At 52.1% G+C, this 25,930-nt stretch carries 22 protein-coding genes, 1 tRNA gene and 1 pseudogene; 11 read left to right on the plus strand and 13 right to left on the minus strand.

All coding sequences use genetic code 11. The annotated features are described in order from the left end of the window. Positions 1 to 110: 110 nt before the first annotated feature. From REIFOR_RS13655 to REIFOR_RS13660, 3 genes are all read left to right on the plus strand, one after another. A complete protein-coding gene (locus REIFOR_RS13655; protein ID WP_100258092.1) occupies positions 111 to 1,907 on the plus strand; it encodes an alpha-amylase family protein in 1,797 nt (598 codons plus the stop codon). Between the two features lie 131 nt (positions 1,908 to 2,038). Then, positions 2,039 to 2,740, plus strand: a complete 702-nt coding sequence (locus REIFOR_RS16785) for a fused DSP-PTPase phosphatase/NAD kinase-like protein (protein WP_145980302.1) — start codon at positions 2,039 to 2,041, stop codon at positions 2,738 to 2,740. Further along, complete coding sequence (locus REIFOR_RS13660; protein WP_158524390.1) at positions 2,733 to 4,472, plus strand: ABC transporter ATP-binding protein; 1,740 nt, start codon at positions 2,733 to 2,735, stop codon at positions 4,470 to 4,472. The genes REIFOR_RS16785 and REIFOR_RS13660 overlap by 8 nt, the downstream gene beginning before the upstream one ends. Positions 4,473 to 4,562: 90 nt before the next feature. Here the strand turns inward: REIFOR_RS13660 and tpx are convergent, their stop codons facing one another. Together tpx and REIFOR_RS13670 are read right to left on the minus strand one after the other, a co-directional pair. Further along, positions 4,563 to 5,063, minus strand: a complete 501-nt coding sequence (gene tpx / locus REIFOR_RS13665) for a thiol peroxidase (protein ID WP_100258094.1) — start codon at positions 5,061 to 5,063, stop codon at positions 4,563 to 4,565. A gap of 142 nt (positions 5,064 to 5,205) precedes the next feature. Beyond that, the gene (locus tag REIFOR_RS13670) at positions 5,206 to 5,544 is read right to left on the minus strand and encodes a 4a-hydroxytetrahydrobiopterin dehydratase (RefSeq protein ID WP_100258095.1); all 339 of its coding nucleotides are present in this window, start codon (positions 5,542 to 5,544) and stop codon (positions 5,206 to 5,208) included. Positions 5,545 to 5,787: 243 nt separating this feature from the next. Here REIFOR_RS13670 and REIFOR_RS13675 point away from each other — a divergent pair, with 243 nt between their 5' ends. Then, positions 5,788 to 6,441, plus strand: a complete 654-nt coding sequence (locus REIFOR_RS13675) for an HAD family hydrolase (protein ID WP_100258096.1) — start codon at positions 5,788 to 5,790, stop codon at positions 6,439 to 6,441. A 516-nt stretch (positions 6,442 to 6,957) separates the two neighbouring features. Here the strand turns inward: REIFOR_RS13675 and REIFOR_RS17205 are convergent. Next, positions 6,958 to 7,293: an aldose epimerase family protein gene (locus tag REIFOR_RS17205; protein ID WP_227003692.1), complete on the minus strand. Its 336-nt coding sequence runs from the start codon at positions 7,291 to 7,293 to the stop codon at positions 6,958 to 6,960. A 27-nt stretch (positions 7,294 to 7,320) separates the two neighbouring features. Between REIFOR_RS17205 and REIFOR_RS17070 the strand changes: the two are divergent. Then, positions 7,321 to 7,781, plus strand: a pseudogene (locus REIFOR_RS17070) (integrase core domain-containing protein); the annotation flags it as partial. 53 nt (positions 7,782 to 7,834) lie between these two features. On the opposite strand, the gene REIFOR_RS13695 reads toward REIFOR_RS17070, so the two are convergent. The 8 genes from REIFOR_RS13695 to REIFOR_RS13730 form a co-directional block, all read right to left on the minus strand. Further along, positions 7,835 to 8,971, minus strand: coding sequence for a Gfo/Idh/MocA family protein (locus REIFOR_RS13695; protein ID WP_227003693.1), 1,137 nt, complete (start codon positions 8,969 to 8,971; stop codon positions 7,835 to 7,837). Beyond that, the gene (locus REIFOR_RS13700; RefSeq protein ID WP_100258100.1) at positions 8,968 to 10,023 is read right to left on the minus strand and encodes a sugar phosphate isomerase/epimerase family protein; all 1,056 of its coding nucleotides are present in this window, start codon (positions 10,021 to 10,023) and stop codon (positions 8,968 to 8,970) included. Before REIFOR_RS13700 ends, REIFOR_RS13695 begins: the two co-directional genes overlap by 4 nt. Beyond that, complete coding sequence (locus REIFOR_RS13705) at positions 10,023 to 10,325, minus strand: putative quinol monooxygenase (RefSeq protein WP_100258101.1); 303 nt, start codon at positions 10,323 to 10,325, stop codon at positions 10,023 to 10,025. The genes REIFOR_RS13700 and REIFOR_RS13705 overlap by 1 nt, the downstream gene beginning before the upstream one ends. Before the next feature lie 3 nt (positions 10,326 to 10,328). After that, positions 10,329 to 11,297 carry an ABC transporter permease gene (locus tag REIFOR_RS13710; protein WP_162495507.1) on the minus strand — a complete coding sequence of 323 codons (969 nt, stop codon included), beginning with the start codon at positions 11,295 to 11,297 and terminating at the stop codon, positions 10,329 to 10,331. Further along, entirely contained in the window at positions 11,284 to 12,837 is a 1,554-nt protein-coding gene (locus REIFOR_RS13715) for a sugar ABC transporter ATP-binding protein (protein ID WP_227003694.1), read from the minus strand. The genes REIFOR_RS13710 and REIFOR_RS13715 overlap by 14 nt, the downstream gene beginning before the upstream one ends. A gap of 20 nt (positions 12,838 to 12,857) precedes the next feature. Continuing rightward, a complete protein-coding gene (locus REIFOR_RS13720) occupies positions 12,858 to 14,021 on the minus strand; it encodes a levoglucosan dehydrogenase (protein ID WP_100258103.1) in 1,164 nt (387 codons plus the stop codon). 75 nt (positions 14,022 to 14,096) lie between these two features. Further along, entirely contained in the window at positions 14,097 to 15,224 is a 1,128-nt protein-coding gene (locus REIFOR_RS13725) for a substrate-binding domain-containing protein (RefSeq protein ID WP_100258104.1), read from the minus strand. A gap of 49 nt (positions 15,225 to 15,273) precedes the next feature. After that, a complete protein-coding gene (locus REIFOR_RS13730; protein ID WP_100258105.1) occupies positions 15,274 to 16,086 on the minus strand; it encodes a sugar phosphate isomerase/epimerase family protein in 813 nt (270 codons plus the stop codon). A gap of 1,135 nt (positions 16,087 to 17,221) precedes the next feature. On the opposite strand from REIFOR_RS13730, the gene REIFOR_RS13735 reads away from it, so the two are divergent. From REIFOR_RS13735 to REIFOR_RS13745, 3 genes are all read left to right on the plus strand, one after another. After that, on the plus strand, positions 17,222 to 18,571 hold the full coding sequence (locus REIFOR_RS13735; protein WP_158524391.1) for an ROK family protein: 1,350 nt from the start codon (positions 17,222 to 17,224) through the stop codon (positions 18,569 to 18,571). 10 nt (positions 18,572 to 18,581) lie between these two features. Continuing rightward, positions 18,582 to 19,592 carry a substrate-binding domain-containing protein gene (locus REIFOR_RS13740; RefSeq protein WP_100258107.1) on the plus strand — a complete coding sequence of 337 codons (1,011 nt, stop codon included), beginning with the start codon at positions 18,582 to 18,584 and terminating at the stop codon, positions 19,590 to 19,592. A 444-nt stretch (positions 19,593 to 20,036) separates the two neighbouring features. Then, a complete protein-coding gene (locus tag REIFOR_RS13745) occupies positions 20,037 to 20,627 on the plus strand; it encodes a histidine phosphatase family protein (RefSeq protein WP_100258108.1) in 591 nt (196 codons plus the stop codon). Positions 20,628 to 20,982: 355 nt separating this feature from the next. Here REIFOR_RS13745 and REIFOR_RS13750 read toward each other — a convergent pair whose 3' ends face one another. Then, complete coding sequence (locus REIFOR_RS13750) at positions 20,983 to 21,927, minus strand: hypothetical protein (protein WP_100258109.1); 945 nt, start codon at positions 21,925 to 21,927, stop codon at positions 20,983 to 20,985. Between the two features lie 838 nt (positions 21,928 to 22,765). Beyond that, positions 22,766 to 22,851, minus strand: a tRNA-Leu gene (locus REIFOR_RS13760). Positions 22,852 to 23,199: 348 nt separating this feature from the next. Between REIFOR_RS13760 and queA the strand changes: the two genes are divergently transcribed. The 3 genes from queA to yajC all read left to right on the plus strand — a co-directional run bounded on the left by queA (position 23,200) and on the right by yajC (position 25,876). Continuing rightward, complete coding sequence (queA, locus tag REIFOR_RS13765; RefSeq protein WP_100258111.1) at positions 23,200 to 24,258, plus strand: tRNA preQ1(34) S-adenosylmethionine ribosyltransferase-isomerase QueA; 1,059 nt, start codon at positions 23,200 to 23,202, stop codon at positions 24,256 to 24,258. Continuing rightward, on the plus strand, positions 24,255 to 25,391 hold the full coding sequence (tgt, locus tag REIFOR_RS13770; RefSeq protein ID WP_405124663.1) for a tRNA guanosine(34) transglycosylase Tgt: 1,137 nt from the start codon (positions 24,255 to 24,257) through the stop codon (positions 25,389 to 25,391). Before queA ends, tgt begins: the two co-directional genes overlap by 4 nt. A gap of 134 nt (positions 25,392 to 25,525) precedes the next feature. After that, positions 25,526 to 25,876 (plus strand): preprotein translocase subunit YajC, encoded by a 351-nt coding sequence (gene yajC, locus REIFOR_RS13775; protein WP_100258112.1) that lies wholly within the window; start codon positions 25,526 to 25,528, stop codon positions 25,874 to 25,876. Positions 25,877 to 25,930 lie beyond the last annotated feature (54 nt).

Genomic DNA, 25,930 nt, shown 5'->3' on the forward strand with positions numbered 1-25,930 from the left:
GCATCGGGCGCAGCTAGTACTTTGCCATTTTCAACCATGCTTCGAACTCAATCCCGGGAAATGGACTGCCTTCGCTATAATCGTGGAAAGTATCAGGGACTGCAGTACAGATGAATCTTCCAGCGGCCGCGCATACGGGTAAACTTGTCGTCTATCAGGTGTTTACGCGTCTGTTTGGCAATCAGAACAGCACCAACAAGCCATGGGGCACCCTGGCCGAAAACGGGGTCGGTAAGTTCGCCGACTTCGATGACCGCGCCCTCGCTGCCATTAGGGCCTATGGTGTGAGCCACCTGTGGTACACCGGCGTGCTGCATCACGCGCAGTTGACGCGCTACCCGGACATCTCCGATGACCACCCGTCGGTGGTCAAGGGCCGAGCCGGCTCCCCCTATGCGATAAAGGACTATTATAATGTAAACCCCGATTTGGCCACCGACCCGCGCCATCGCTTGGCCGAATTTGCCGCCCTGGTGGCCCGCACGCACGCCCATGGCATGCAGGTGATTATCGACATAGTGCCCAATCACCTGGCGCGAGCCTATCGCAGCACCAGCGCACCCGCCGGCACATGCGACTTTGGCGTGGATGACAATGCCAGTTTGGAATACCATCGCGATAATAACTTTTACTATGTCCCCGGCCAAGACTTCAGTCCGCCAGACCATCCGGCCCAGGGTCAATGGTTGGCCGACGCCTATGCCGCTGCAGGTCGCTGCGCGTTTCAGGAGTCCCCGGCCAAATGGACCGGCGATGGCGCCCGCCTGGCCAAACCCCGTTGGAATGACTGGTTTGAAACCGTCAAGGTTAACTATGGCATACGGCCCGATGGCAGTACCGATTTCCCGCTCTTGCCCGAGCATTACCGCAACCTGCCGGTGGTCGAGCACGTTAGATTCTGGGCCGATAAATCGGTACCCAACAGCTGGACCAAGTTTCGAGCCATTGCCCTTTATTGGCTCGATCAGGGCGTCGATGGCTTCCGCTTCGATATGGCGGAGATGGTCCCGGTTGAGTTCTGGAGCTATATGAATTCGGCGATCAAGGTTCGTAATCCCAACGCCACCCTCTTGGCCGAAGTCTATCAACCGGGCCGCTATCGAGACTATATTCAGCTCGGCAAGATGGACTATCTATACGACAAGGTCGACCTGTACGACTGCTTGAAAAACATTGTCCGTGGCCAGGAAAGTACTGCACGGCTCGATGCTGTGCAGCAGCAATTGCAGGATATAGAGCCCCATTTGCTGCGTTTTCTGGAAAATCACGATGAGCAACGGATCGCCTCGCCGGAATTTGCCGGCTCCGGGGCAAAGGGCTGGCCGGCCATGGTGGTCACCACCTTGCTCGGTCAAGGCCCGACCATGCTCTACTTTGGTCAGGCCCAGGGCGAGCCGGCGGCGGCAGATCTGGGTTTTGGCCGGGCCAGCCGCACCACTATTTTCGACTATGCCGGGGTTCCCGCGCATCAGGCCTGGCTCAATGGCGGGCGCTGTGACGGCGGTGGTTTAAGCCAGACGCAACGCCTGCTCGATAGTGCCTACCAGCGCCTGCTGAGCTTTTCTGCCTGCAGCGCCAGCCTCCGGGGTGCCTTTATCCCATTACACCAGGCGAATTTAAACGAGACCGGCGGCTACGATCATCAATGTTACAGCTTTGCCCGCTGCCATCTAAGTGACTGGCTTCTGGTGTTCGTTAACTTTGCCGCCAGTCCACGGCGCTGCCAGCTGCAGCTGCCCAAGGCGGTCTGTGCGCAATTACCGCAGATTGCCGCAGGTCGGACCCTCAGCGAGAAAATCAATGCCGATGGGTTACAGCGACGCTTGGAGCGAACCGATCACGGCGATCTGCAACTGTTGATCGATTGCCCCGCCTACAGCGCCCAAGTCTTTCAGCTGACGGCCTGATAGGCCGGCGCGGCTAAATCCTCAAGCACGGACTGGGCTTTCGGGCCAAATGAAGCCGGTGCAGTGCTATCACTTGACCGATCGGCACCCTATAATGGCCGGCTACACTATTAGGGCCCAACCAACCTGTCATGAATCCTTTGCGCAAGAAGTATCGTGCTCGACGCGATCAGTGGCGTGCTAGCCTGCATCGACCCCAATCCCGTATCGCTTTGCATTTAGATCGACATCTGGTTGATCACGCATACTTGCGGGCGCTCTACGCGAACTTTCACAGCCTCGATGGCCAGGCCTATCGCAGCAGCCAACCCTCGCCGCGCTTTGTGCGTAAGCTTGCCCAGCAAGGCTTCAAGGCCATCGTTAATCTGCGTGGCGCCAATAGCTCGGCCGCCTTTGCCATGGAAGCCGAAGCCTGCGCCCTAACCGGTGTGACCCTGATCAACACCCAGTTAAACTCGCGCCGTCTACCCAGCGTGGAGGAGATTAATCGCTTGGCGGATATCTTCGCCCAGGTCGACACACCCTTTGTGATCCACTGTAAATCCGGTGCCGACCGCGCTGGACTGGCCTCAGCGCTCTATCTGCTGATTGTGCAACAGGCCAGTGCCGCGGAAGCAAAGCAGCAGTTGAGTCTTAAATATTTCCATTTAGCTCATTCTAAAACGGGCATCCTCGGCTATTTCCTCGATTGCTATGGCCAGTTTAACGCTCAACAGCCCACGCCCTTTATGGACTGGGTCAACCATCATTACCAACCGGAGCGGTTATACTCGGGCTTCACCCCGAGTGGCTTGTCCAGCTGGCTTGTCGATAAGGTTTTGCACCGTGAGTGAAGAGTCCAGAAGTTATCTGATCCCAAAGGTCTGGCACAGCTATATTAAGCGGCACAGTTTTAAGTTGGCCATTGCCTTCTCTTTTATGCTGCTCGAAGGCGCGGCCATGTATGTCTTTGTGCGTACCCTAAAACCGATGTTCGATAATGTCTTTATCGCCGGCCAGACCAGCCAACTCGGTTCCATCAGCCTGACCGTCTTCGCCGTTTTTCTGGTGCGCAGTATCGGCTCCTTTATCTATCGTTCCCTGACCGTGAAAACCGGCGTCAACGTGGTCGGTCATATCCAGCGCGACCTGACCCGCCATCTGTTAACCCTCGACATGGCGTTCTTTAATCGTCATTCACCGGGCGAATTGATCGAGCGAGTGCGCGGCGACACTCAGGCCCTACAAGGCTTTGCCAGCACCACCTTGCTCAGTGTCGGACGCGACACCGCCACCCTGATCGGCATGTTGGCCTCGGCCTTACAGGACGATTGGATGTGGACCCTCATCGTCTTTATTGGCGCGCCGCTATTGGTCTTGCCGATCAGTCTGCTGCAAAAATTAATTCGTAAACAGACCCGGCGGGCGCGTGAGACTTCGGCCAGCCTGTCGACCCGCCTCGACGAGATTTTTCATGGCATCAAGGCTATCAAGCTCAACAACCTAGCCCAACATGAAAACGATCGCTTTAATCTAGGCGTGCGCACCTTTGTGCGCACCGCGTTAAAGTCGGAATACGGTAAGGCGGCGATGCCGTCCATTATCGATCTGATCGCGGGCATCGGTTTTGTCGCGGTGATCTTTTATGGTGGCCAAGAAATCATCTCCGGCGAGAAAACCGCCGGAACCTTTATTTCGTTCTTCTTTGCCATTGCGCTGATCTTCGATCCGATCCGTCGCTTGACCAGCGTATCGGGCTCCATTCAGGGCGCCCTGATCAACCTGGAACGGATTTACTTCCTATTTGACCAGAAGCCCACGCCACGGCCAGCCGCCAAGGCCGACGGCTTGACCCAGCCTTTAGGCGACATTGAATTTCGTGGCGTCAATTTCAGTTACGGTCCGGTGCCGGTGCTGCGCGAGCTGTCCTTTGTCGCCGCGGGCGGCAAGACCACCGCCTTCGTCGGCGCCAGCGGCGCCGGCAAGTCGACGCTGTTTAATCTATTGACCCATATAGAATTACCGGACAGCGGCACCATTAGTATCGGTGGCCAAAATATCGACTCACTCGAAGTCCATAACTTGCGCCACTCGATCGCCGTGGTTAGCCAAGAGTCGGCCCTGTTCGATGAGAGCCTGCACGATAATATCAAGCTCGGCGATGTGGTTACCGACGACCGGCGCATTGAACAGGCCGCCGTGGATGCCTTGGTCAGCGAATTTGCCGCCGAACTGCCCTTTGGTTTGCAATCCTTGGCCGGTCCGCGCGGCAGCAACCTCTCCGGTGGCCAGCGCCAGCGCGTGATTATCGCCCGCGCCCTGTTGCGCGATGCCCCGATTCTGCTCTTGGATGAGGCCACGGCCGCGCTGGACAACCAAACTGAAATCCAAATTCAGACCCTATTGGATGAGTTCACCCGTGATAAGACGACCTTGGTCATCGCGCATCGCCTAACCACCGTGATGAACGCCGATCTGATCCATGTTATGAAGGACGGTCAGATCGTCGAAAGCGGCAGCCATACCGAACTGCTCGCCAAGGGCGCCCACTACAGCGCGCTGCACCGCACCTTAGCAACCGACTGATCAGCACTTTTCTGGCCAAAAAAAACCCAGCGACCTTAGCAAGGTGGCTGGGTTCGGGACGCTTAACGCGTCCTCATATCATTAAGCCAATCAGCCCAGGGCGGCTAAGGCCGCGGCGTAATCTGGCTCATCGGCAATTTCACCGACCAATTGGGTGTGCGTGACAACACCCTGTGCATCGAGCACGACTACTGCGCGCGCGCACAGGCCGGCCAACACACCATCACTGATCTTCACGCCATAGTCGGCAAGGAATTCCGGTGAGCGAAAGGTTGATGCCGTCTGCACCTGCTCCAGGCCCTCGGCGCCGCAGAAACGACTGAACGCAAAGGGCAGATCTTGCGAGACACACAACACGACGACATCATCACGCTCGTTCATCTTGCTGTTGAACTGGCGAGTTGAGGCGGCGCAGGTGCCGGTGTCGACGCTTGGGTAGATATTCAAGATCAATTTCTTACCGGCAAAGCTGGCCAATGTGACGGGGCTCAAATCGGCACCGGTCACGGAAAAGCTTGGCGCCTGGCTGCCCACTGCTGGGAGTTCGCCTGCGACCGAAACGGGGTTGCCTTGCAATGTAACTGTAGCCATAAAAAGAATCCTAGAGATTTAAAATGAGATCGAGTTTGGTTATACGAGCAGTATCGTGGATTGGATATAAGATTCAACCATGCATTTAGTAAGGCCATAGCCCCGGGGCGGATATCTTGCCCCGCCTTAACTCGCCGAGCGATTAATCGGCCAGCAGTGCGTCGGTCTTAGCCGCGCAAATCAGGTCATTACGATGTAAGCCTGCGATGGCATGGGTCCACCACCGCACGGTCACCTTGCCCCATTCGGTGACGATGGCTGGGTGATGATCTTCCTGTTCCGCCAGGTTGCCGACCCTGTTGGTGAAGTCTAACGCCAAACGAAAGTTACGGAAAATAAACACCCGCTCCAGCTGCATCACCTGGTTAACTGCTAGGATTTGCCATTCTGGCAGCTGTTGCATCAGCTCAGCCAACTCATCCGGAGCCATTTTCGGCGCATCCGGGAGGCAAGCAGCACAGTGTTGAGTCGTCAAGGTCATGGTGGTTCCTCAGTTCGCGTAATCGGTAATTGATCACCAATCATCGATAGTCAATAGTGGGTACAGACAGGGTGGGGCCCAAACCGGTTTGTGAGCCCATAGCGAGATGGCTATACTGGCCCGCTGCATTGCACCATAGCATTACGCGATCGCAGCGAGATAACAAGCGCTCAAATAAAAAAACCATTAGCGTCGGGTCTGCGTAAGACCCGCCACGAACAGCAGCCACGCACAGAGACGACTATGACCGTAAAAGCCCTGGTATTTGATATGGACGGCACCCTGCTCGACACCCTAGACGACATTGCCGACGCGATGAACAGCGTTTTAGCCGAGCAGGGCTTGCCTCTGCAGCCGACGGCGAACTACCGGCAATTTATCGGCAGCGGTGCTCGGCTACTGATCGAACGTGCCGTGCCTGAGAGCCATCTAGCTAGCGCCACGATCGATCAATACCTCGCCGAGTTTGAGGCACAGTATGCGCTCAACTGGCAGCGTAAAAGTCGACTCTACGACGGCATCAGTACTCTATTGGACACCGCTTGCGAGCGCGGCTTGCCGCTGGCGATCTTGACCAACAAACCCCAGGTCTTTGCCGACCGATGCGTGGCCCATTTTCTAGCCCGCTGGCCTTGGCGTGTGGTCCAAGGTCAGGTTGAGGGGCTCGCGGTAAAACCCAGCACCGATGTCTCAAATCTTGTTACCTCAGCCCTAGGCTTAGCACCGGAGGAGGTGCTCTATTTGGGGGATAGTGATGTGGATATGTACACCGCCCGTAACGCCGGCTACCGGGCCGTGGGCGTGACCTGGGGCTTTCGTTCGGAGGCGGAGCTTCGCGCGGCCGGAGCACAGGATATAGTGCACAGTCCTGAGCAGATAGTGGGGTTGTTGGGATAGGGGCGCTGTAGCTCTAACAGCCAACCGCTTCACCCAAATTACGCACGGCGTTTAAAGACATTGACTACCTCAGCCGCCGCTATACAAAACACAAAGAGCGCAGCGAACTGTTCTAGCGAGAATAATAGCCCGTCGCCATCAGAAAATGATTTTAGGGCTTGAGCAAAGGGTGGCGGGACCAATAACAGCATCCGAAGGGACCAATTCGCATTGTTATAATATGGACCAACGATCCAGACAAAATATAGGCCCATGAGAAAATAAATCATTTAACTTCTACGATAATATAAATAAGTATCATTAATCCGTGGATTCCTAATGTAGTAGCCGTGAACCTACTCAATAATATACCTTACTCTCTTGGCAAAATCAGATAGGATCAATATATGCAATTCAAAAGACTTCATAATCATGATGAAGTCAGAACTCTTAAGCGACAACTGAATCCATGTGGATAAGAATGCTTAGCCAGCAGTGGTCAATTCAAGAATCGATGACTCAGACCCTCTTTCATCCTTATGGGTGGCCCTTCTGATTCTTATTGGGACAGTCAGCATTCACTTTTGCGATAGTATCAAAGGAATAGACGCACGCAATAGGTTCGTGAAAAGACCTTAGTTCTGAAAATACGAAGGTGTGGTCAATGCCGCCTGCGATACTCAATTGCATATGAGTTTGTTTTAAATATTTTTTGACGCGTCTTTGATCTAGGAAATTAAAAGGGGTGTGTTCGACGCTCTCTATTGTGCCTGTCGGAATATATTCTCGGTCTATGGGTAGGTATGATTTTGCATGATTCATACATTCATGATTTAAGATTGTTCCCGAGCTGTGTCCATTGTAATCCCCCACCTTAAACTAATAACAGTCATAAGGATAAATCAGGCCTGGTCAATGGACTTCATGGGCGACTCGTTGAAAGACGGTCGTTCGGTCCGGACGTTCAATCTAATCGATGACTGTAATCGGGAATGCTTAACGATCGGCATGGATTTTTCGCTACCGACTCAGCGCGTGTTTGCTCATTGGAAAGAATCATTGAGCGGCGCGGAAAACCCAGTGCACGTCGTTGTAACAATGGACCAGAATATATTAGTCAGGATCTTATTGAGTGGGCGAACCAGGAGCAAATTAGATTGCGTTTCATCCCGCCTGGCAAGTCAACTTAAAATACTTACGTTGAACGATTTAACCGCACTGCAAGGAAAGAGTGGTTGGAGCTGAATATCTTTGAGGACATCGAACAGGCTCAGTTATTGGCAACCCAATGGCAATGGACTTACAATAATGAGCGACCATATTCTTCGATTGGCGGGCTTCCACCAAGACCACTACTGTGATTGATAACCTCTCTATTTTTAGCGGAGCTTTTAAAGGTGGGGATTACAATGGATCAGGACTTCTTAAGCCCGAACGGCAACCATTCGCTGTTATTTTTAGCGGAGCGGAGACAGGTATCAATGAACTGCATTCCCTGAAGTCCCTCATCAATCCCGGGCAGCATCGCACCGTCGTTTTTGCCCTCGATCAGGTCAGCGGCTTCGGTGTAAATATTCGCAAAACATTCCAGATAACCTTCTGGGTGGCCAGGTGGAATGCGGGTCCACAACTGAGAACCATCACCAAATCCTGCTCCACCGCGCGTCAGGATGCGCTTGGCTTCACCGTGAACAGTCAGCGACATCACATTCGGGTTCTCCTGAGACCATTCCAGCCCGCCCTTTTCGCCATAGACCCGTAGGCACATTCGGTTTTCATTTCCAATAGCAATTTGCGACGCCCAGAGCATAGCTTTAGCACCGCCTTGCATCCGCAACAATATATGTGCGTTGTCATCCACTTGACGGCCTGTGCCAAAGCTATGCAAGTCGGCGCTCAGGGCCTCAGTTTTTAGCCCCGTAACAAATCCCAACAGGTTGAAAGCGTGTGTTCCAATGTCTCCAATGGCACCGCCGCCGCCCGATTTGGCCGGGTCTGTGCGCCACGCTGCTTGTTTTTGCCCTTCGTTTTCAATGCTTTTTGCCAACCAATCCTGGGCATATTCAATCTGGGCTACGCGGATCGCACCCAATTCACCATTGGCGATTATCCTTCGGGCGTGTCGGACCAACGGATAACCCGTGTAATTATGAGTTAGAACAAAATGTGCACTTGAAGATTTGATGGCCGCTGCAATCTCGTCTGCTTCTGCAAGGGTCGCGCAAAGTGGCTTATCACAGATCACGCTGATGCCAGCTCTTAGAAAAGCAATAACCGGGGCCGCGTGCATCTGGTTCGGGGTAACGATCGCAACGGCGTCGATGCCATCACTGCGATCCGCTTCGGTTTTCGCCATGACACGGAAATCCGAATAAGAACGGTCGGGTGCGATGCCCAGATCCGCGGCACTTTCTGCTGCTGTATCCGCGCTCGACGACAGGGCGCCCGCAACCAATTCAAAACGGCCATCGATCCGGCTGGCGATACGATGCACGCCGCCAATGAACGCACCCCGGCCGCCACCGACCATGCCAAGTTTTAGTCGTTTCATAAACCCAACATCTTCTTGATTGCACCTTCGTCGCGTGTCCCACCGGCAAAGTCATCAAAGGCTTTGTCGGTCATCTCGATCAGATGTTTCTCAATGAAAGGCGCGCCCTCTTTTGCACCTTGCGTAGGTGATTTCAGGCAACATTCCCACTCAAGGACGGCCCAACTGTCGTAACCGTACTGGGACAGCTTGGAAAAAATTGCGCCAAAATCGACCTGTCCGTCGCCAAGGCTTCGAAAACGTCCGGCTCGATCTACCCAAGGTTGATAGCCGGAATACACGCCCTGCCGGCCATCGGGGTTGAATTCAGCGTCTTTGACATGAAAAGCGCTGATCCGATCGTGATAAAGGTCGATAAAGGCAAGGTAGTCCAATTTTTGCAGCAAGAAATGACTGGGGTCATAGTTGATTCGCGCAGCCTCATGCTGACCACAAGCATCAAGAAACATTTCCCATGTTGCACCGTCAAAGACATCCTCTCCGGGGTGAAGTTCAAAAGCGATGTTTTGGCCGTGGTTCGCATAATGGTCGAGGATAGGCTGCCATCGGCGGCCAAGCTCTGCAAATGTTTCCTCGATGAGGCCTTCGGGGCGCTGGGGCCAAGGGTAAAGAAACGGAAAGGCTAAGCTGCCGGTAAAGCTGACTGTATTAGTTAGCCCTAAGCGCTCACTTGCTACTGCAGCCTTCATCAGTTGGTCGACGGCCCAAGCCTGCCGTTTCTTTGGATTGCCGCGACAATCCGCGGGCGCAAAGGCATCAAATGCAAGATCGTAGGCCGGATTCACAGCAACCAGTTGGCCCTGAAGATGCGTGCTTAACTCGGTGATTTGTACGCCTGAATCCGCGCAGGTGCCTTGCACCTCGTCGCAATAGGCGGCACTTTCTGCTGCCAGATCAAGATCGAAAAACCGCTTGTCGGAGGTTGGTATTTGAACGCCTTTGTATCCAAGTCCCGACGCCCAAGAGGTGATTTCCGCAAGCGAATTGAACGGCGCGGCATCGCCAGAGAATTGAGCCAGAAACAAGGCTGGACCTTTAATTTTAGCTGCCATCACATGATCTCGCTGTGCATTTTTAGATACCGAATATTCACTGGGCTGGCCAAAAGCCGGTCCACTTGCGAAAACAATGCCGTAAGATGGGGCATATCCATATGAGCATCGAGATCCTGTTGGCTGCGCCAATTTTCATAGAAGACAAAAACACACGGATCGGTTGCATCGACATGGAAGTCATAATTGATACAGCCAGTTTCTTGGCGCGTCGGGCCCACTTGTGCGGACAGAAGTTTTTGCAGCTCTACTCGAGTTTCAGGTTTTGCGGTAACTGTGCCTATGATTGTCACATGGTTCATTGCTCACGCCCTTTTTTGGCTAAGTGCGACCGCAAGGATAATGATTCCTCCTCGCGCGATCAGTTGTTGACTGAATTCCAGCCCCATCAAGATTAACCCGTTGTTGATCAGACCAATCATCATTGCGCCAACGAGGGTGCCAATTACCGTGCCCTTACCGCCGAATAGAGACGTACCACCCAGCACTGCTGCGGCGATGACGGAAAGCTCATCGCCTTCGCCTAGCTGGAAACGGCCCGATTGCAGGCGACCCGCATAAAACATCCCCGCCAAAGCTGCAGCAGTAGATGAGATGACCAAAACCCGAAACTTGATCTTGGCGGTGTTGATGCCGGAATAGCTAGCGGCTTGCTCGCCACCACCCGTGGCCAGCACCCGGCGACCAAAACCAGTTCGGCGTAAAACGACGTGACCGACTGCACCGAGAATTAGAATCCAAAACAGCAACACCGGAATAGGCCCGATGGAGCCACCGCCGAACCACCAGATATAGCCCTGCGACAAGATCGGAACAGCGGCTGTGCCTGACACCCACATGGCAAGCCCCTTGGCTATACCCATCATTGCAAGCGTCGTTAAGAACGAGGGTATGCCAATTTTCGTGGTCAACCAGCCGTTAAAGACTCCAACGGCAATACCTGTTGCAAGACCTGCAATAATCCCCGCAAATGGCCCAGCGAAGGAAACCGCCAATGCAACGGTCACACTGGCAAGGCCAGCGACAGCACCGACAGAGAGGTCAATTTCACCCGCTGACAATACGAATGTCATTGCGATCGCCATCACGGCGATCATCGCCGTCTGTCGGACAATGTTGAGCAGATTATTGGGGTTCAGAAACCCTCTATCATTCAGAGTCAGAGCGAATATTAGAAAAATCGCAATAAAGCCAATATATATAATATTTTGGCGCCAATCCCTCAGAAACGCGTGAAGCACACCAGGGAGTTGATTTGTGTCAGTATTGGGCATGGGAATCCTTTTGCCCTGCAGCGAGGGCTTCTTGAATAGAGATTTGTAGCCGCTGTTCGGCGGCCTGTAGGCGGTGTGCAATGTCGGTATTTTCCTCAGCTGGGTCGTCCAACGCGGCGCGCGGGAAGTCGGCATAGGTCCGTCCGTCCGCCATGACAACAATGCGGTCGCAGGCAGTCAGAAGTTCCGACAACTCGGAGGAAATCATCAGAATGGCTTTGCCACTCGCAGCCAGATCCCGCACCAGTTTGATGATTTCGGATTTCGAACCAATGTCGATTCCAGCTGTTGGTTCGTCAAGCACCAGTACGTCCGGGTCAACCGCCAACCATTTGCCGATGACCACCTTTTGCTGGTTGCCACCTGAAAGCGTACTAACAGCATGATCACGGCTTGCTGTTTTAATAGAAAGTCGCTCGATTTGGGCATCTGTAACTGCGCGTGCTTTGGCGGCGTTGACGAAGCCGGCACTTGTAAGGTTGTCCAGCCCAGCAAGTATTACATTGTCGGTTACGGAATGGGATGCGATGATGCCCTGCGTCGCCCGGGCTTCAGGTACAAGGACCACTCCCGCCGCGATGGCGTCACCGGGTCGGCGGAAGTTAACAGCACGGTCGTTGACGAGAATTTCGCCAGAAGCCACTGGGTCAATCCCAGCGATGAGTTTTGCGAGCGACGTACGGCCCGACCCAAGTAAGCCGGCCAACCCGACGACCTCGCCTTTGTGGATCGAAAGCGAGATATTATTCGGTTTGTTGCGCCCCGACACGTCTCGCAACTCCAGCCCGATATCGCCGCGGATAGCTTCACTTCGCACCACATCAGCAAGGCCGAGGGACCGCTTGCCAACGATATGTTCGATCATCGTATCTATGGGCAGATCGCCGATATCTGCTGTGATAACATGTTTACCATCGCGTAGTATCGTAGCTCGATCAGCAATGCGGGCGATTTCGTCCATACGGTGGCTTACGTATATTATCGCGACGCCCTGCTTCTTTAGTTTGCGCAAAAAAGTAAACAGCCGATCAACATCAGAAACCGCCAGGGCAGTGGATGGTTCATCAAGTACGAGAATGCGGGCGTTTTGAGAAATAGCCTTGACAATTTCCGTCAGTTGTTTTTGCCCCGCACCAAGATCACCAACGATGGCACTCGGATCGACATCCACTTCAAGCATTGCAAAGAGTTTGGCGGCATCGCGCTCCGCCTCACTATCGTCAATTAACCCACCCGACTTCGCTTCACGTGTCAAATAAACGTTTTGAGCAACGGTCAGCGTCGGGATCAGACTCATTTCTTGATAATTCATCGCGATACCGGCGGCACGTGACGCCTCGGGTGAGTGAGTTGTTAGCGGTACGCCCGCCACTTCGATGTAACCCGCGGACGGCGCATGCACGCCGTTGAGCACCTTCAAGATCGTTGACTTTCCGGCGCCGTTGCCGCCCAAAAGCGCATGAATTTCGCCGGCCAATACTTCAAAGCCGACGTTATCCAAGGCTTGGACGCCGCCAAATTTTTTGGAAATACCCTTCATACGGACCGCGACAGTTGACACTATATGTTTTCCCATAAGCCAGTCTTACCTGAACGGATCAAGGCCTCAGCCACTTGTTCGGTTAACAGCGCTTCTTCAAAGTTTGGTGATGGCTGAGTGCCATCCATGATAGCTTTGCAGAAATCATAACATTCGATGATCTTGGTCTCACTGTAACCTATTCCCAGCGCAGGGATTGGCCAAAGGCCTTCACCATACGGGTGGGCAGGTCCGGTATAGATAGTACGGAAGCCGCGCGCATCACCCGGATCATCTGCGAACATGACCTGTAATTCATCTCGTCGCTCGTAGTTAAACAAAATCGAGCCTTTCGTACCATGAATTTCCAGCGTGATGAAGTTGTTGCGACCCCACGCATTGCGACTGGCCTCTATACTACCAACAGCGCCTGATTTGAAGCGCACCATCGATATGACTTCATCATCGACATCCACTTCGGCTCGCTCAGCATCTGAAGATTTTTCGGATGCACCGAGTTTGTCGACACCGCCTTGCTGTATGGGACGGGTTTTGATGTAGGTCGAAGTGATCGCTTGCACGTTGTCGATGGGACCAACAAGATGGTGAGCCAAGTCAATAACATGGGTGCCGATATCTCCGATAGCGCCAGACCCTGCGATTTTTTTCTGAAAACGCCAGGATAGTGGACCATCGGGATCTGCGGACCAATCTTGCAGATAGGTGCCGCGGAAGTTGATGACATCGCCGATTCTGCCTTCATCAATGAATTTCTTGGCAAGAGCAACGGCGGGTGTGCGGCGATAGTTGAAGGCGACCATTGTAGTGCCATTTGAGGCCCGCGCGGCTTCCGCCATTGCAATAGATTCCTCAAGCGTACTGGCAAGCGGCTTTTCGCAAATTACGTGTTTGCCTGCTTTTAACGCTTCGATCGCGATTTCAGCGTGGGCGTCGTTCGGGGTGCAGATGTCGACGATGTCGATGTCTGAACGGTTGACGATCGCCTTCCAGTCAGTTGAGGCTTCGTCGAATCCGAACCGATCGCGCGCCTCTTGAGCCGCCAGGTCTGTTAGATCAACCACTACTTTGCGGTGAGGGATTGCGGGGGCTGGCCAAAAAAACATCGGCATAGCTGCATAGGCCATGGCGTGAGCCTTACCCATAAAACCACCACCAATTAGTGCTACGTTCAGTGTCTTAGTCATCGGAATGCTCCGTCAATAAAAAGTTTAAGATGGCCCTATGGCGGGAGAGCTACCGTAGGGCCGGTTCCTAGTCAGTTAGTCCATACTGTCTAGGATATTTTGCGTTGGCGCGGCGCGGTAAACTGTCTCCCAAGCCTCAAGCAAATTGTCTTTATTGACCGGAAGTGCCGGAAGCGCGACAAACGCAGGAGCTTCTTTGCCCAACAGGCCGTATCCAGCAAGCATCGCTTCAGCTATACCTTGGTCAAAGGGACGTTGTGCACCCAGACCCTTAATGAAGCCGCCCTGCGCCATGTTGATCGCAACGTTTTCACCAAGGTCAATGGTGGTGATAACCAGATCGTCACGACCAGCAACACGCGCCGCCGAGATAACGCCTTCAGCCGGAACATCCCACACTGCCCAAATACCGTCGAGGTCATAATGCGAAATCAGCATAGCAGAGGCCGCTTTTTCGCCGTCGCCAGAGAAATCCGGTCCGCCGATACCTTGCTCTGCTACAATCTCAATGTTCGGGTAGTCCTCAGTGATTGTGGTTTTGAAAGCGTCATAGCGTTGACGTGTGACAAAGAAATCGGCGGCATGGAAAACCAGGCCAATCTGACCTCCATCTTCACCCAACGCTGCTGCCATTAAGTGAGCTGCAGCTACACCGTTGCCATAGTTGTCAGCTGAAACCACAGAAACGTAATCCACACCAGCTGTCATGCCCGGAGGAGTGTTCTCCATAAATACGATCTTCACACCAGCCGCCGCAGCCGCCATATAGGCAGCAGCTGTTGCCGATGGGTCTGTTGGGACAGAAACGATGATGTCGGGCTTCCGGGCCATTATTGTTTCAATATCTGCGACCTGCTTTTCCGGTTTAAAACCGGCGTCAGTAACAGCGATCACTTCGATTCCCAATTCACCGAACTGGAACTTGAGGCCTTCGATTTGTGCACGTGACCAGTCATTGCCGGCATAGTGCATCACGATGGCTGCTGTCGCGTTCATCGCCTTGATCTGATCGATTTCTGCAGCGCTCAGCTTCAAGTCGGTTGCAGGGCTCGGTTCTTCTCCGCTTGGGCCTTTGGACAGGACTGTTTCCTGCAGTGCGGCCAAAGCAGCGGATGGATCTGCTACAGCTGGTGCAGCGGATAGAGTCAGCGCCAGTGCGGCGGCGGCGGCGGCGGAACCCAAAATATTTCTACGTGCAATCATAATACTTCCTCTCAGCAGGTTGGGGCGAACCCCGGTTGGTTTTGGTCAGTTAGACTCGGTTTAAATAGTCAATACTGGCACGTGCGCCAGCAGCGGGGTCGTCCCAAGAATCTAGTTCAGTGCACACCCAGCCTGCGAAATTCGTTTCGCGCAAAGCGGCAATGATCCCGTCCATCGGCACATCACCGCGATCAAGCGGTGTGAATGCAAAGGGCTCTTTTTGAAACCCCTTGAGGTGTACATAGGAAATACGGTCAGCATGTTCCCGGATCATCTGCGCCGGATCACCACCAGCCGCAGCAAGATGTGCTGTGTCAGGGCAAAAATCAATTGACGTCAGACCGAAGATGCGACGCACCTCTTCGGGGCCCTCGACAATCGTAGACAGATGCGGGTGGTAATGAGCGGTAAGATTGCGATCCTCAGCCAATGACTTTACTCGATCAAGAGCTGCGCCCAATTTGTCATAGTCAGTATCGCGAACACCATCAAAACGCTTAGCGCCTCCACCGACCACCAAATGCGGGGCATCTAGTTCTGCAGCGCGATCAGCGGCGCGTGTAATGCGTGCTAATTCCTCCGGCAAGATGTCATCAAAAATAAAGTTAGCACCGGAATACGCTGCAACCAATGCCAGACCGTTATTCTTGAGCATGGTGCGAAAATCGGTGACACCGTAATCCAGCAGATTGCCGTCAAACAATTCAACACCAGTATATCCAGCGGCTGCGATTTCTGCGCAGGCCCGGTCCATATCTCCAAATGTACGATAACTGAGTTGCGTGATTGAGGTCACGCCCTCTGCATTCCCGCCAAGATTACCCCAGCAATTAGCTTGATACGCCAGCTTCCAGTCACTCATGTCGCACTACTCCATCGGTTGATAAAACCACCTTAAGCCGCATTTAGGCTGTAGTCAATATTTTTTATGCACAAGATTGCATTCTTTTGCTTTTTTAAGACATTAGTACAAGAACATTTTTTCCTCTGGATACACAAGCTTTAAAAAATCATCGATAGTCCAAAAACGAAGCATAAAACCCTGCATTCAACCCATATATCCGAACATTTTGCTATCAGATGGCTTTTTAGCACCCTTTTTCTAACTATTAGGCGCAACTATGATGTGAAGCTTTACAGGGTTTCTTAATGCTCGCCCCTCGCCTAAGATTATAAGCCAAACACATCACACCGAATCGAATACGATTACGAGCCAGCCCCAAGTAGCGGGCTTGGCCCATGCCATAATATGTAACTTCAGAAGCCCAAACACTCGCTCGACTGTGCAAGGTGTGCCTGAGGTCGGCCGGCATAAAAGCTGAGTAAGCCTCAGGACCTATCGTCGTTGGTCCCGAGCGGGTCTGGTTGACATGGCCCACGGCCACTGGCCAGTCGGCCGGTGCCAGAAAATAAGATCCGTGAGCAGCAGACGCGGGTGATCTTAGCGGTGGGTAATGAGCCTCAACATGCCAGTTTACCGCCCGTACGAAGCGGCATAACTATCGGTTCCTAAGGAGCTACCTTTTAATCGTGGATGACTCAGGCTGCAGCAGCTCGGCAGAAATGGCGCTTTAAACATAAACAAAGGTGGCCACGCTGCATTACGACGACGTTTGGCATGGATGTCACACAGTAGGTGTTCTATAACTTGCCAATCGATCATCTCATTTACATCATCCGATTTAGTCAGTGCTTCACGCCCAGACGTCAGGCTATTAGCTACACTCAGCTTAACTGCTTAAGGTTTTTCCATGCTATAACGTGTTCCTAGAGCGTTATTTTTGCAGGCTATTTTTACTCCAAACCGGTGATCCTTTGTACCAAAAAGACTTTAAATTGGTGTATTATTAATTATTGACGATATCGCAATGTGTCTTTGTATCTCTATATCTTTATATCTTTGTGCAAAGGTCTCTTTTCATACAAAAGAACGAACTTGTCCTGCAAATATGAGCAGAATATTGTTGTGATTATTCACCAGGGAGATACCCATTTTCGTGCACAAAGACAAATCAGCATCGAATAACCAAAGAGGAAAAGGACGGCCGCGCAACAGCGAAGTGGCTACAGCAAGCCTGGTTGCCGTGCTAAATCATGTGCGTTTGGGCCAAACTACGACCCGTCAGGATTTAGAACGCGTCAGCGAATATGGGCGCGCTATTATCGCCGACAGGCTTGCGATCCTTACAGAACTTGGTTTGGTTAATGAAAGTGAAACAGGCGTGGCCACAGGCGGTCGGGCGCCGCGCCGCGTCCAATTCACCAAGGATCGTGCGCGACTTGTTGTTGTCACACTCGACCAATCCGCCATCGGCGTCGGCCTTGCCGACCTCAGCGGTAAGCTATTGACGGAACATCACGAAGCAGCCAATATCACAGATCAGACCAAGACTGTGGCCCGTATCTACGCCTTGATTAATTGGCTAATGACGCGGCAGGCCGAAACTCCGGATTTGTGGGGGATTTCCATTTCCGTGCCCGGCCCAGTTCTCACCGACCCCAACGCCGCGTTTTTGCTCGAAACCCCCAACTTTCTTCCTAGTTGGGATAAGAGCGGTCTTGTCGAAGCACTGATGCAGCGATTTGATGCCCCTGTCTGGATGAATTCTAACGTTGATGCTATGACGATGGGGGAATTACATGGCGGCACTGGGATAGACCAACAAACCATGCTGTTTATCAAAGTCGGACAGCGAATTGGCGCCGGTCTGGTCAGTAATGGCCAACCCTACCGCGGGGCCGTTCGTGCCACTGGTCTGATTGGACAATTACCAGTGACATCTGGCGACACCACTGGAACACTCGATGCCATGGCTGGGGCGAACATGATCAAAGCGCGGGGTACCGAGGCCGCACAATCGGGGGAAAGCGCTTATCTGGCCGACTTACTTGTGCGTGGAACCGACATTACGGCGATTGAGGTTTGTCAGGCGGCACAGATGGGCGACGCCGTGAGCACAGAAATCATCGTGCAAAGCGGTCGAATCATTGGCGGTGTCGTAGCAACCCTTGCCAATATGCTGAACCCACAACTTATTGTCATCGCCGGGTCGATTGCACAGACGAATGACATCTTGCTCGCAAGCGTACGTGAAACTGTTTATGGTGCATCGCATCCGCTTGTCACACGAGATCTACGCATCCTGCGATCGCAAATGGGCAATTCCGCTGCCCTTTTGGGTGCGGCCGGCATCGCTGTTTCGGCGCTATTTGATCCGACGTTCTTGAAAGGCTGGATATTGTTGGGATCTCCAACCCGGCATCCAGACTTTTTACATGGTTTGGAAACTTTAGGCTCTATTACGCAGCAAGCCAACGACGGGGCCCAAGCCCCACCGGGCCGTTGAGGAGATTGGTATGAAAATAGTTGGACTTGGACCACACGGTGAAAGTGCTTCTCCGCCAGAGCGGGTTACCCTTTTACCACAGGACATAACTGCGGCATGTGCAAAAAAGTTACGCGTCGCCATTGTCATGCACACCTTAGAAAGCAACTGGGCCAGGCTTCTAGTGCAAGGGGTGATTGGGACATTGGGTGAATGCGGTGCGATCGTCATTGACGTTGTGGATTGCAACTTTTCTTCCGCAACGCAAATCGATGCCTTGGACCGTTTGCGTAAGGAATCGCCTGACGCTATTATTTCCCTTCCTGTCAACAATACGACCGTCACAGAGGCCCATCTTGCGATCTCAGAAGCGGGTATAAAACTCGTTTTGATTGACAATGTCCCCACTGGAATGCTTCCAGGCAAAGACTATGTCTCGCTTGTTTCAGCTGACAACTTTGGCTTGGGCAGAATTGCAGCCGAACTTCTGTCTGACCACTTACCGCAGGGCGCTGCTGCCGGGGTGCTCGCCTATGATGCAGATTTCTTTGCCACAAATGAACGTGAAATCGCTTTTAGTCGTTGGATGGAGGTCAACCGCCCTGACGTCGCGGTGAAAACAGCGAGATTTTCAACCATTGGTGACGCCGGACATGAAGCTGCCCAACTCATAAATGACCACTCGGAAATTGCAGGACTGTTCGTCGTCTGGGATAGTCCCTGCATTGACGTCGTCAGGGCAGTTTCAAAACGAAACCCGATTCCGCCCATTACAACGGTGGATCTTGGGCACGAGGTGGCAGAAAGCCTTGCAAAAGGGGGGCCTGTGATTGGGGTGGCAGGCCAGCGTCCCTTTCAGCAAGGTGAAGCCGTCGCCCGCACTACAATCACGACGTTGCTTGATCGCAATTGCCCAGATTGGGTTGCCCTGCCTGGCTTAATCGTCTCTCGATCAAATGTCATTGAAAGTTATCAGACCATCTGGCGCAAGCCTATGTCTCGCGAAATTTTGATCGAGCTCAACCTTTTAAAATCAAAATGAGTTTAGTGGTCTTTGTCCCAGAACCTGGGCCTGAGTGGAATCTTATAAGCTTGCGAATAACAAAGCACACCGGTTACTGACCGCTCAGGACCAGATCAACCTAGTTCTCCGCCCTCGTGCACTTGTTCCTCAAGTAAGCGGTTTAGGAGACCTTTCAATAATTATCGATGGAAGGGCAATTGAGCAAACCAAATTGCTGTTGGTCAATTGGGACAGCAGGCGGGCGATACAAGTGGATCATTTTATCGGTAAACAACCGAGATCCCTGCTCGCTGGTCACTGGTCGACCTAGGGCTTGTGAACCTAAACAGTAGAGGCGTCGGAAAAATATCTACACTTTCTTACCTGTCGGGCAATGGAGACGTTTGCCAACATCAACTATGATAGTAAATATGAGTACATGCCCCCCCCCGCCCCGTTTAATCGAAAAGGTTTTTGAAATTCATGTTAAGTGCAACGTCAAAGGCTTCGGTAATCGCCTTATTGAAATTATTCTGTGTCTTCTTTACTGTCGCACTCTTAGGCGCGCAGGAGAACGTTGAGCCGGTAAAATCTGCAATTAAAAAAATTGATGCAAATATCGTTTTCATGCGCCATGCCATTGCCCCGGGTTTTGGTGACCCCATAGACTTCAAGATTGGTGACTGCTCCACTCAACGCAACCTAGACCAGGCCGGCCAACTGCAGGCACAACGTATTGGTGAATACATGCTGACAAATGGCCTTGACTTTGATGAGGTATTATCGAGTGAGTGGTGCAGATGTGGTGAAACTGCAAGATTGCTGGATCTAGGGGAATGGCAAGCATTTTCGGGCCTGAACTCATTTTTTCAAAGCCATGCTGATAAACAAGAAACGCTAACAAAACTAGAGAGCTATTTAGCCGACAACAATCATGGCCTTAGCTTGTTAGTGACCCATCAAGTAGTCATACGGGCTATCACCGGCCACAGTGTCGAAAGTGGTGGCTTGGTTGCATACAACTCTACTACCGGACAGGCAGTGCCTGTTAGGGTGGACTATATTGGCAAATAAACTCAAAATTCCGGTATTAGAGAGTCTTTTTTTTCGTATCCTGTAATCAATGATGGCAAAGTAGCCAATAGGCATCCCGAGGGGCGACAGGACGCTGGGTAATTCTCGAGAAGGCACTCAGCACCAGATGAACCGACCACAACCTAGCTCCGCAATAATGGGAACATGTGGAATTTTGCCATGTTTGTCAAGGATTCTCAGCCCTGTGATTACGCTTAGAGATTTCTTATGGCTAAGTGACTCAAGACACCTCAGCGGCACAATCCCTTGCCAAACGAGGTAACAAAGCTGGCTAAAGTCATCCAGACAGAACGATAATTACATACTATTCTCCCACTTGGACAACTTGGTAGGATTATTTAACTGTTTTTCGAAGTAAAACTAAGTTATCCAATACCAGATTAGACGACCAAATAAATTCAGCATCAGCTCTTTTTGCGTCAAATACATCGAGAAAATTCATGTATGATTTTTTGTTTTTAACCCCAACGGTGTCATTAGTGAAGGTCTCAGCTGCAGGCCATGCACTGTCATCAAAATTCGGCTTCATCCAGTCTTCCGCGACTGTCCAATGAGCCGCTGAGGTTTTTTTAGCATCAGTTACTTTCTGCTTATCACAAGCTGAACTATCGCGCAACGAGCTACTTACTACCAAACAACGTCTATTGACGATGGGGGAGGTATAAAAAGTTTGAGCCTTCCAAGTATCATCTGTTATAGCTACAGTCTGGCCTTTTGCATCTTGAAAATGGGCCACTAAACCACCATCGCCAGCATGAAATTTAGTACCACGATTGCTCTCCATTCCTAAACCAAGCGTCTCTTCCCAGTCCACCATTTTTATAGCGATAGTTAACGGACGATCCGCTTTAAAACGTACAATAGTAGAATTAAATGGCGTAAAAACAACGGGGTCAACAGCAACTAGTATTCCGTTTACGTATAGCTCAAAGTAGTTATCGGGGAATAAATATACCGTAAACTCCTCTTCACCTCCCGCATCCATAACTGTCACATCGTTTAAGTTTAAGTCAGCGAGTGATTTCAATACCTTACCACCACATTCGTTAAACAGGTCTCCTGCTTTAGGAGCCATTTCATAGTTATTCTGTGCTGGTACAACCCACATTCTTCCATCTTCCGATGTGATTTCACCAACAGCACTAGGGCGAGATTTTCCACCACAATTAATCAAACCAGCATGCGTTTGAGTTGCAGGGCCCATAGTAAAAGTTGGCTGTTCTGCCACAACCGACGCTGCTAAAAATATCGAAGCAAAAATTAGTGGAAATTTGTTCATAGTTGTTCCTTTACTGAATACTAAAAATATTACTTTTAGGTTGGAGTAGGCCAATTTTACGCTTATAAATAAACACCATTGGTTGCTCTGTAACTGATCAGACGTCAATACCAATTGGAAGCTAGTTAATTTCCGCATCAGTTGAGGTGAATACGAAGAGCTGACTGGGGTATCAGTTATACCACTTTCGGGTACCGCGAGTATATCAACACGTTTTTGAGCTTTGGTTTTAACTTCTATACTTTTAGATGGCGGCCTGGCTAGCTGATCAAAGGCGCGCTTGTCGCTAGCGATTGGGCCACCGCACACCCATAGTTGGGTGAGCTGGATTCCTCGATACGTAAAAGACACTGCCAGCTAAATGAGGAATTATTAAAGCTGGCAGATTCATTCCTTGCTTAATATATCGACACAAAAGCAGTTCAACAATGGTATTCGAACGCTTCCAAAAAATGAGATAATTCCCGTATTTGGCTATAGAGTATTTTCGTATACATCCATCGCTATCGCACACAGCAACGGCATGGCAGCTCACACAACGCCACACCCAGGGGCCCAGGCAGTCAGAGCTTGGAATGATCAGGAATTGTTGATGTTGGTGGAGTTATCGAGGAACCTGTTTGGTACTGAGCGGTTGTCGTTCCAAATGCTAACCGAAGATGATCGCGAGCCACTATAAAACCCTTTGTCCAAGCTTGATGGCTGATGGTGACTAATCCAGTGCAAGCGCAACGTAGGCCGTCCGGCTAAAAAGCACTGGATTGTAAGATGGGTTTTTAAGGCGGTTTTATCGCAGGCACAAAAAAGCCCGCTTCATAGCAGGCTTCTAAGTAATATTTGGTACCAGCGGCCGGACTCGAACCGGCACGCTTTTAAGGGCGCGGGATTTTGAATCCCGTGTGTCTACCATTTCACCACGCTGGCACTGTGGGGCGCTATTCTAGGGATTAATTCTTTTGTGTCAAGCACTTAGCTTAGGTTTTGGGGTCATTGGCTGACTTTCCCAGCTATGGCTGCGAATCCCCGCCATATACAGTCAACTTTGAGGAAATCGGTACCCGACAGGCGCAATTCGACCTAGGGGCCGAACTGGGTACCGGCTGACTGCTTATTGATCAATGAATGACCGCATTTACCCTACTGCGCACAACAGTCCATTAGTTTTGCAAGCCAGACTGTCATTATCGCCGCTAAGAATGGCCCTGCACCATAGAGACGGGCGGACAAATCAGATAGAATGGTCGGCCTTTTTTGGTACCCTGATAAGCCCGCATGCACCTAAACGATTTTGACTTTGAATTACCCGATAATTTGATCGCCCGCCACCCGGCCAGCGAACGCACGGGCAGCCGTCTGCTGCATCTGGCCGGTGATACCGGTCAATGCCAACACCTGCGCTTTCCGCAGTTTGAAGATCTGGTATCGCCTGGCGATCTCTTGGTCTTCAACGACACCCGGGTGATACCGGCCCGGCTGTTCGGCCAAAAGACCTCCGGCGGTAAGATCGAGGTGCTGATTGAGCGGATGACCTCCAGCCACACCGCCTTGGCGCATATTCGGGCCAACAAGAGCTCCAAGGTGGGTACCGAGCTGCTGATGGAAGGCGGCATCGAGTTGGTCGTGACCGGCCGCGATGACAATCTGTTTAAGATTGAGTGCCGCAACCCAGAGCCACTGGTCGATCTGCTCGACCAACACGGCCACATGCCATTGCCGCCCTATCTTGAACGGGCCGATGACAGCACCGACCGTGAGCGTTACCAAACCGTCTATGCCGACAAAAAAGGCGCCGTGGCTGCGCCGACGGCCGGGCTGCATTTTGATGATGCCCTGATGGCTCGACTGGCCGACAAGGGTGTCAACACAGCCTTTGTTACCCTGCATGTCGGTGCAGGCACCTTTGCACCGGTTAAAACCGAGCAGTTGGCTGACCACATTATGCATGCGGAGTGGGTCGATGTGTCGTTCGCCGTGGTTGAGCAGATTCGCGCCACACAGGCCGCGGGTAAGCGGGTGATCGCGATCGGGACTACCAGTGTCCGTTCGTTAGAGAGTGCCTCGAGCTCTGGCGCTATTGAGCCCTTCACCGGGGACACGCGCATCTTTATCTACCCGGGTTATCGCTTTAAGACCGTCGATGCCATGTTAACCAATTTTCACTTACCCAAATCGACCTTGATTATGCTGGTCAGCGCCTTTGCCGGGCAGGATGCGGTGATGGCCGCCTATGCCGAAGCCGTGCACGAGCAGTATCGTTTTTTCAGTTATGGCGATGCGATGTTTGTCACCCCCCATAACCTACCGCCCTTAGCTAGCGAGGCCACCGCATGAGCCATTCCAGCTTTATGTCCTTCACCCTGCACAATACCGATGGCAAAGCGCGTCGGGGTACTTTGAGCTTTCCTCGGGGTGACGTGCAAACACCCGCGTTTATGCCGGTCGGCACCTATGGCACCGTTAAGGGCATGACGCCAAGAGATTTAGAAGACATCGGCGCGGAAATTATTCTCGGCAACACCTTTCATCTGATGTTGCGGCCGGGCACCGAGGTGATCAGCGACCACGGCGATCTGCACGACTTTGCCAATTGGTCCAAGCCCATCCTAACCGACTCCGGTGGCTTTCAGGTGTTCTCCCTGGGTAAGATGCGCAAGATTACCGAGGATGGGGTGACCTTTCAGTCGCCGGTCAACGGCGACAAGGTGCATATGACGCCCGAGAGCAGCATGGCGGTTCAGAAGGCGCTCGGTTCCGATATCGTAATGATCTTTGATGAGTGCACGCCCTTCCCGGCGACCCATGCCGAAGTGAAGAAATCGATGGAATTGTCACTGCGTTGGGCCAAACGTTCCAAGGATGCCCACGGCGACAGCCCGTCGGCGCTTTTTGGTATTATCCAGGGCGGTATGCTGCGCGATCTGCGTGAAGTCAGCTTGGCCGGTTTAACCGAGATCGGCTTCGACGGCTATGCCATCGGCGGCCTGAGCGTCGGCGAACCCAAGGAAGAAATGATGCAGGTACTCGATTACCTGCCCGCCCTGATGCCCGCCGACAAGCCTCGCTACCTTATGGGCGTGGGCAAACCGGAAGATCTGGTTGAAGGCGTGCGCCGCGGAGTGGATATGTTCGACTGTGTAATGCCGACGCGCAATGCCCGCAATGGCCATCTGTTTGTCACCGATGGTGTGGTCAAAATCCGTAATGCCAAGTATCGCCACGATACCAGCTCATTGGACGCCGACTGCGATTGCTATACCTGTCGCAATTTCACCAAGGCGTACCTCTATCATCTGGATAAATGTGGCGAAATGCTCGGTGCACAGCTCAATACCATCCATAACTTGCGATATTATCAGCGTTTAATGGCACAATTGCGCGGCGCAATAGAAGAAAATCGCCTCGATGCCTATGTCGAGGGCTTTTATCAGCTGCGTGGCTTGGAAACGCCGGCTTTGACACCATAAGACGACTATCCGATTTTTTGTCAACGGCCTGTATTGATTCTCGGAGCGGCACCTGCGTTCCGGCCCACCCGGTTCGGCTCGATGGACCGGGGAAGAATTTTAAAAAAAAACAAACCCATTACTTGGAGTACATCATGAAAAAGCTCGTCGCACTTGTATTAGCTTTAATCCCTGTTGCTGCCTTGGCCGCAGGCGAAACCCCAGCACAGCCCGCTTGGCAATTGCCAATTATGTTAGGTGTTTTCTTTGTGATCTTTTGGTTTATGGTTTGGCGTCCACAGTCCAAGCGTGCCAAAGAGCATAAAAACCTGCTCAGCTCGATTGGTAAGGGTGACGAAGTGGTCACAAATGCTGGCATCGCCGGCAAGGTCACCAAGGTAACCGACGACTATATCCAGGTTGAAGTGGCACCGAACGTCAGCTTAACGTTCCAAAAACACGCCATTAGCGCGACCTTGCCTAAGGGCACGCTCAAAGCTATCTAATATCGACAAACACCCAGCCTCGCTGGGTGTTTTGCTTCATCGGCCAGGGAATCA

This window comes from Reinekea forsetii (genome assembly GCF_002795845.1).
Lineage (GTDB): Bacteria > Pseudomonadota > Gammaproteobacteria > Pseudomonadales > Natronospirillaceae > Reinekea > Reinekea forsetii.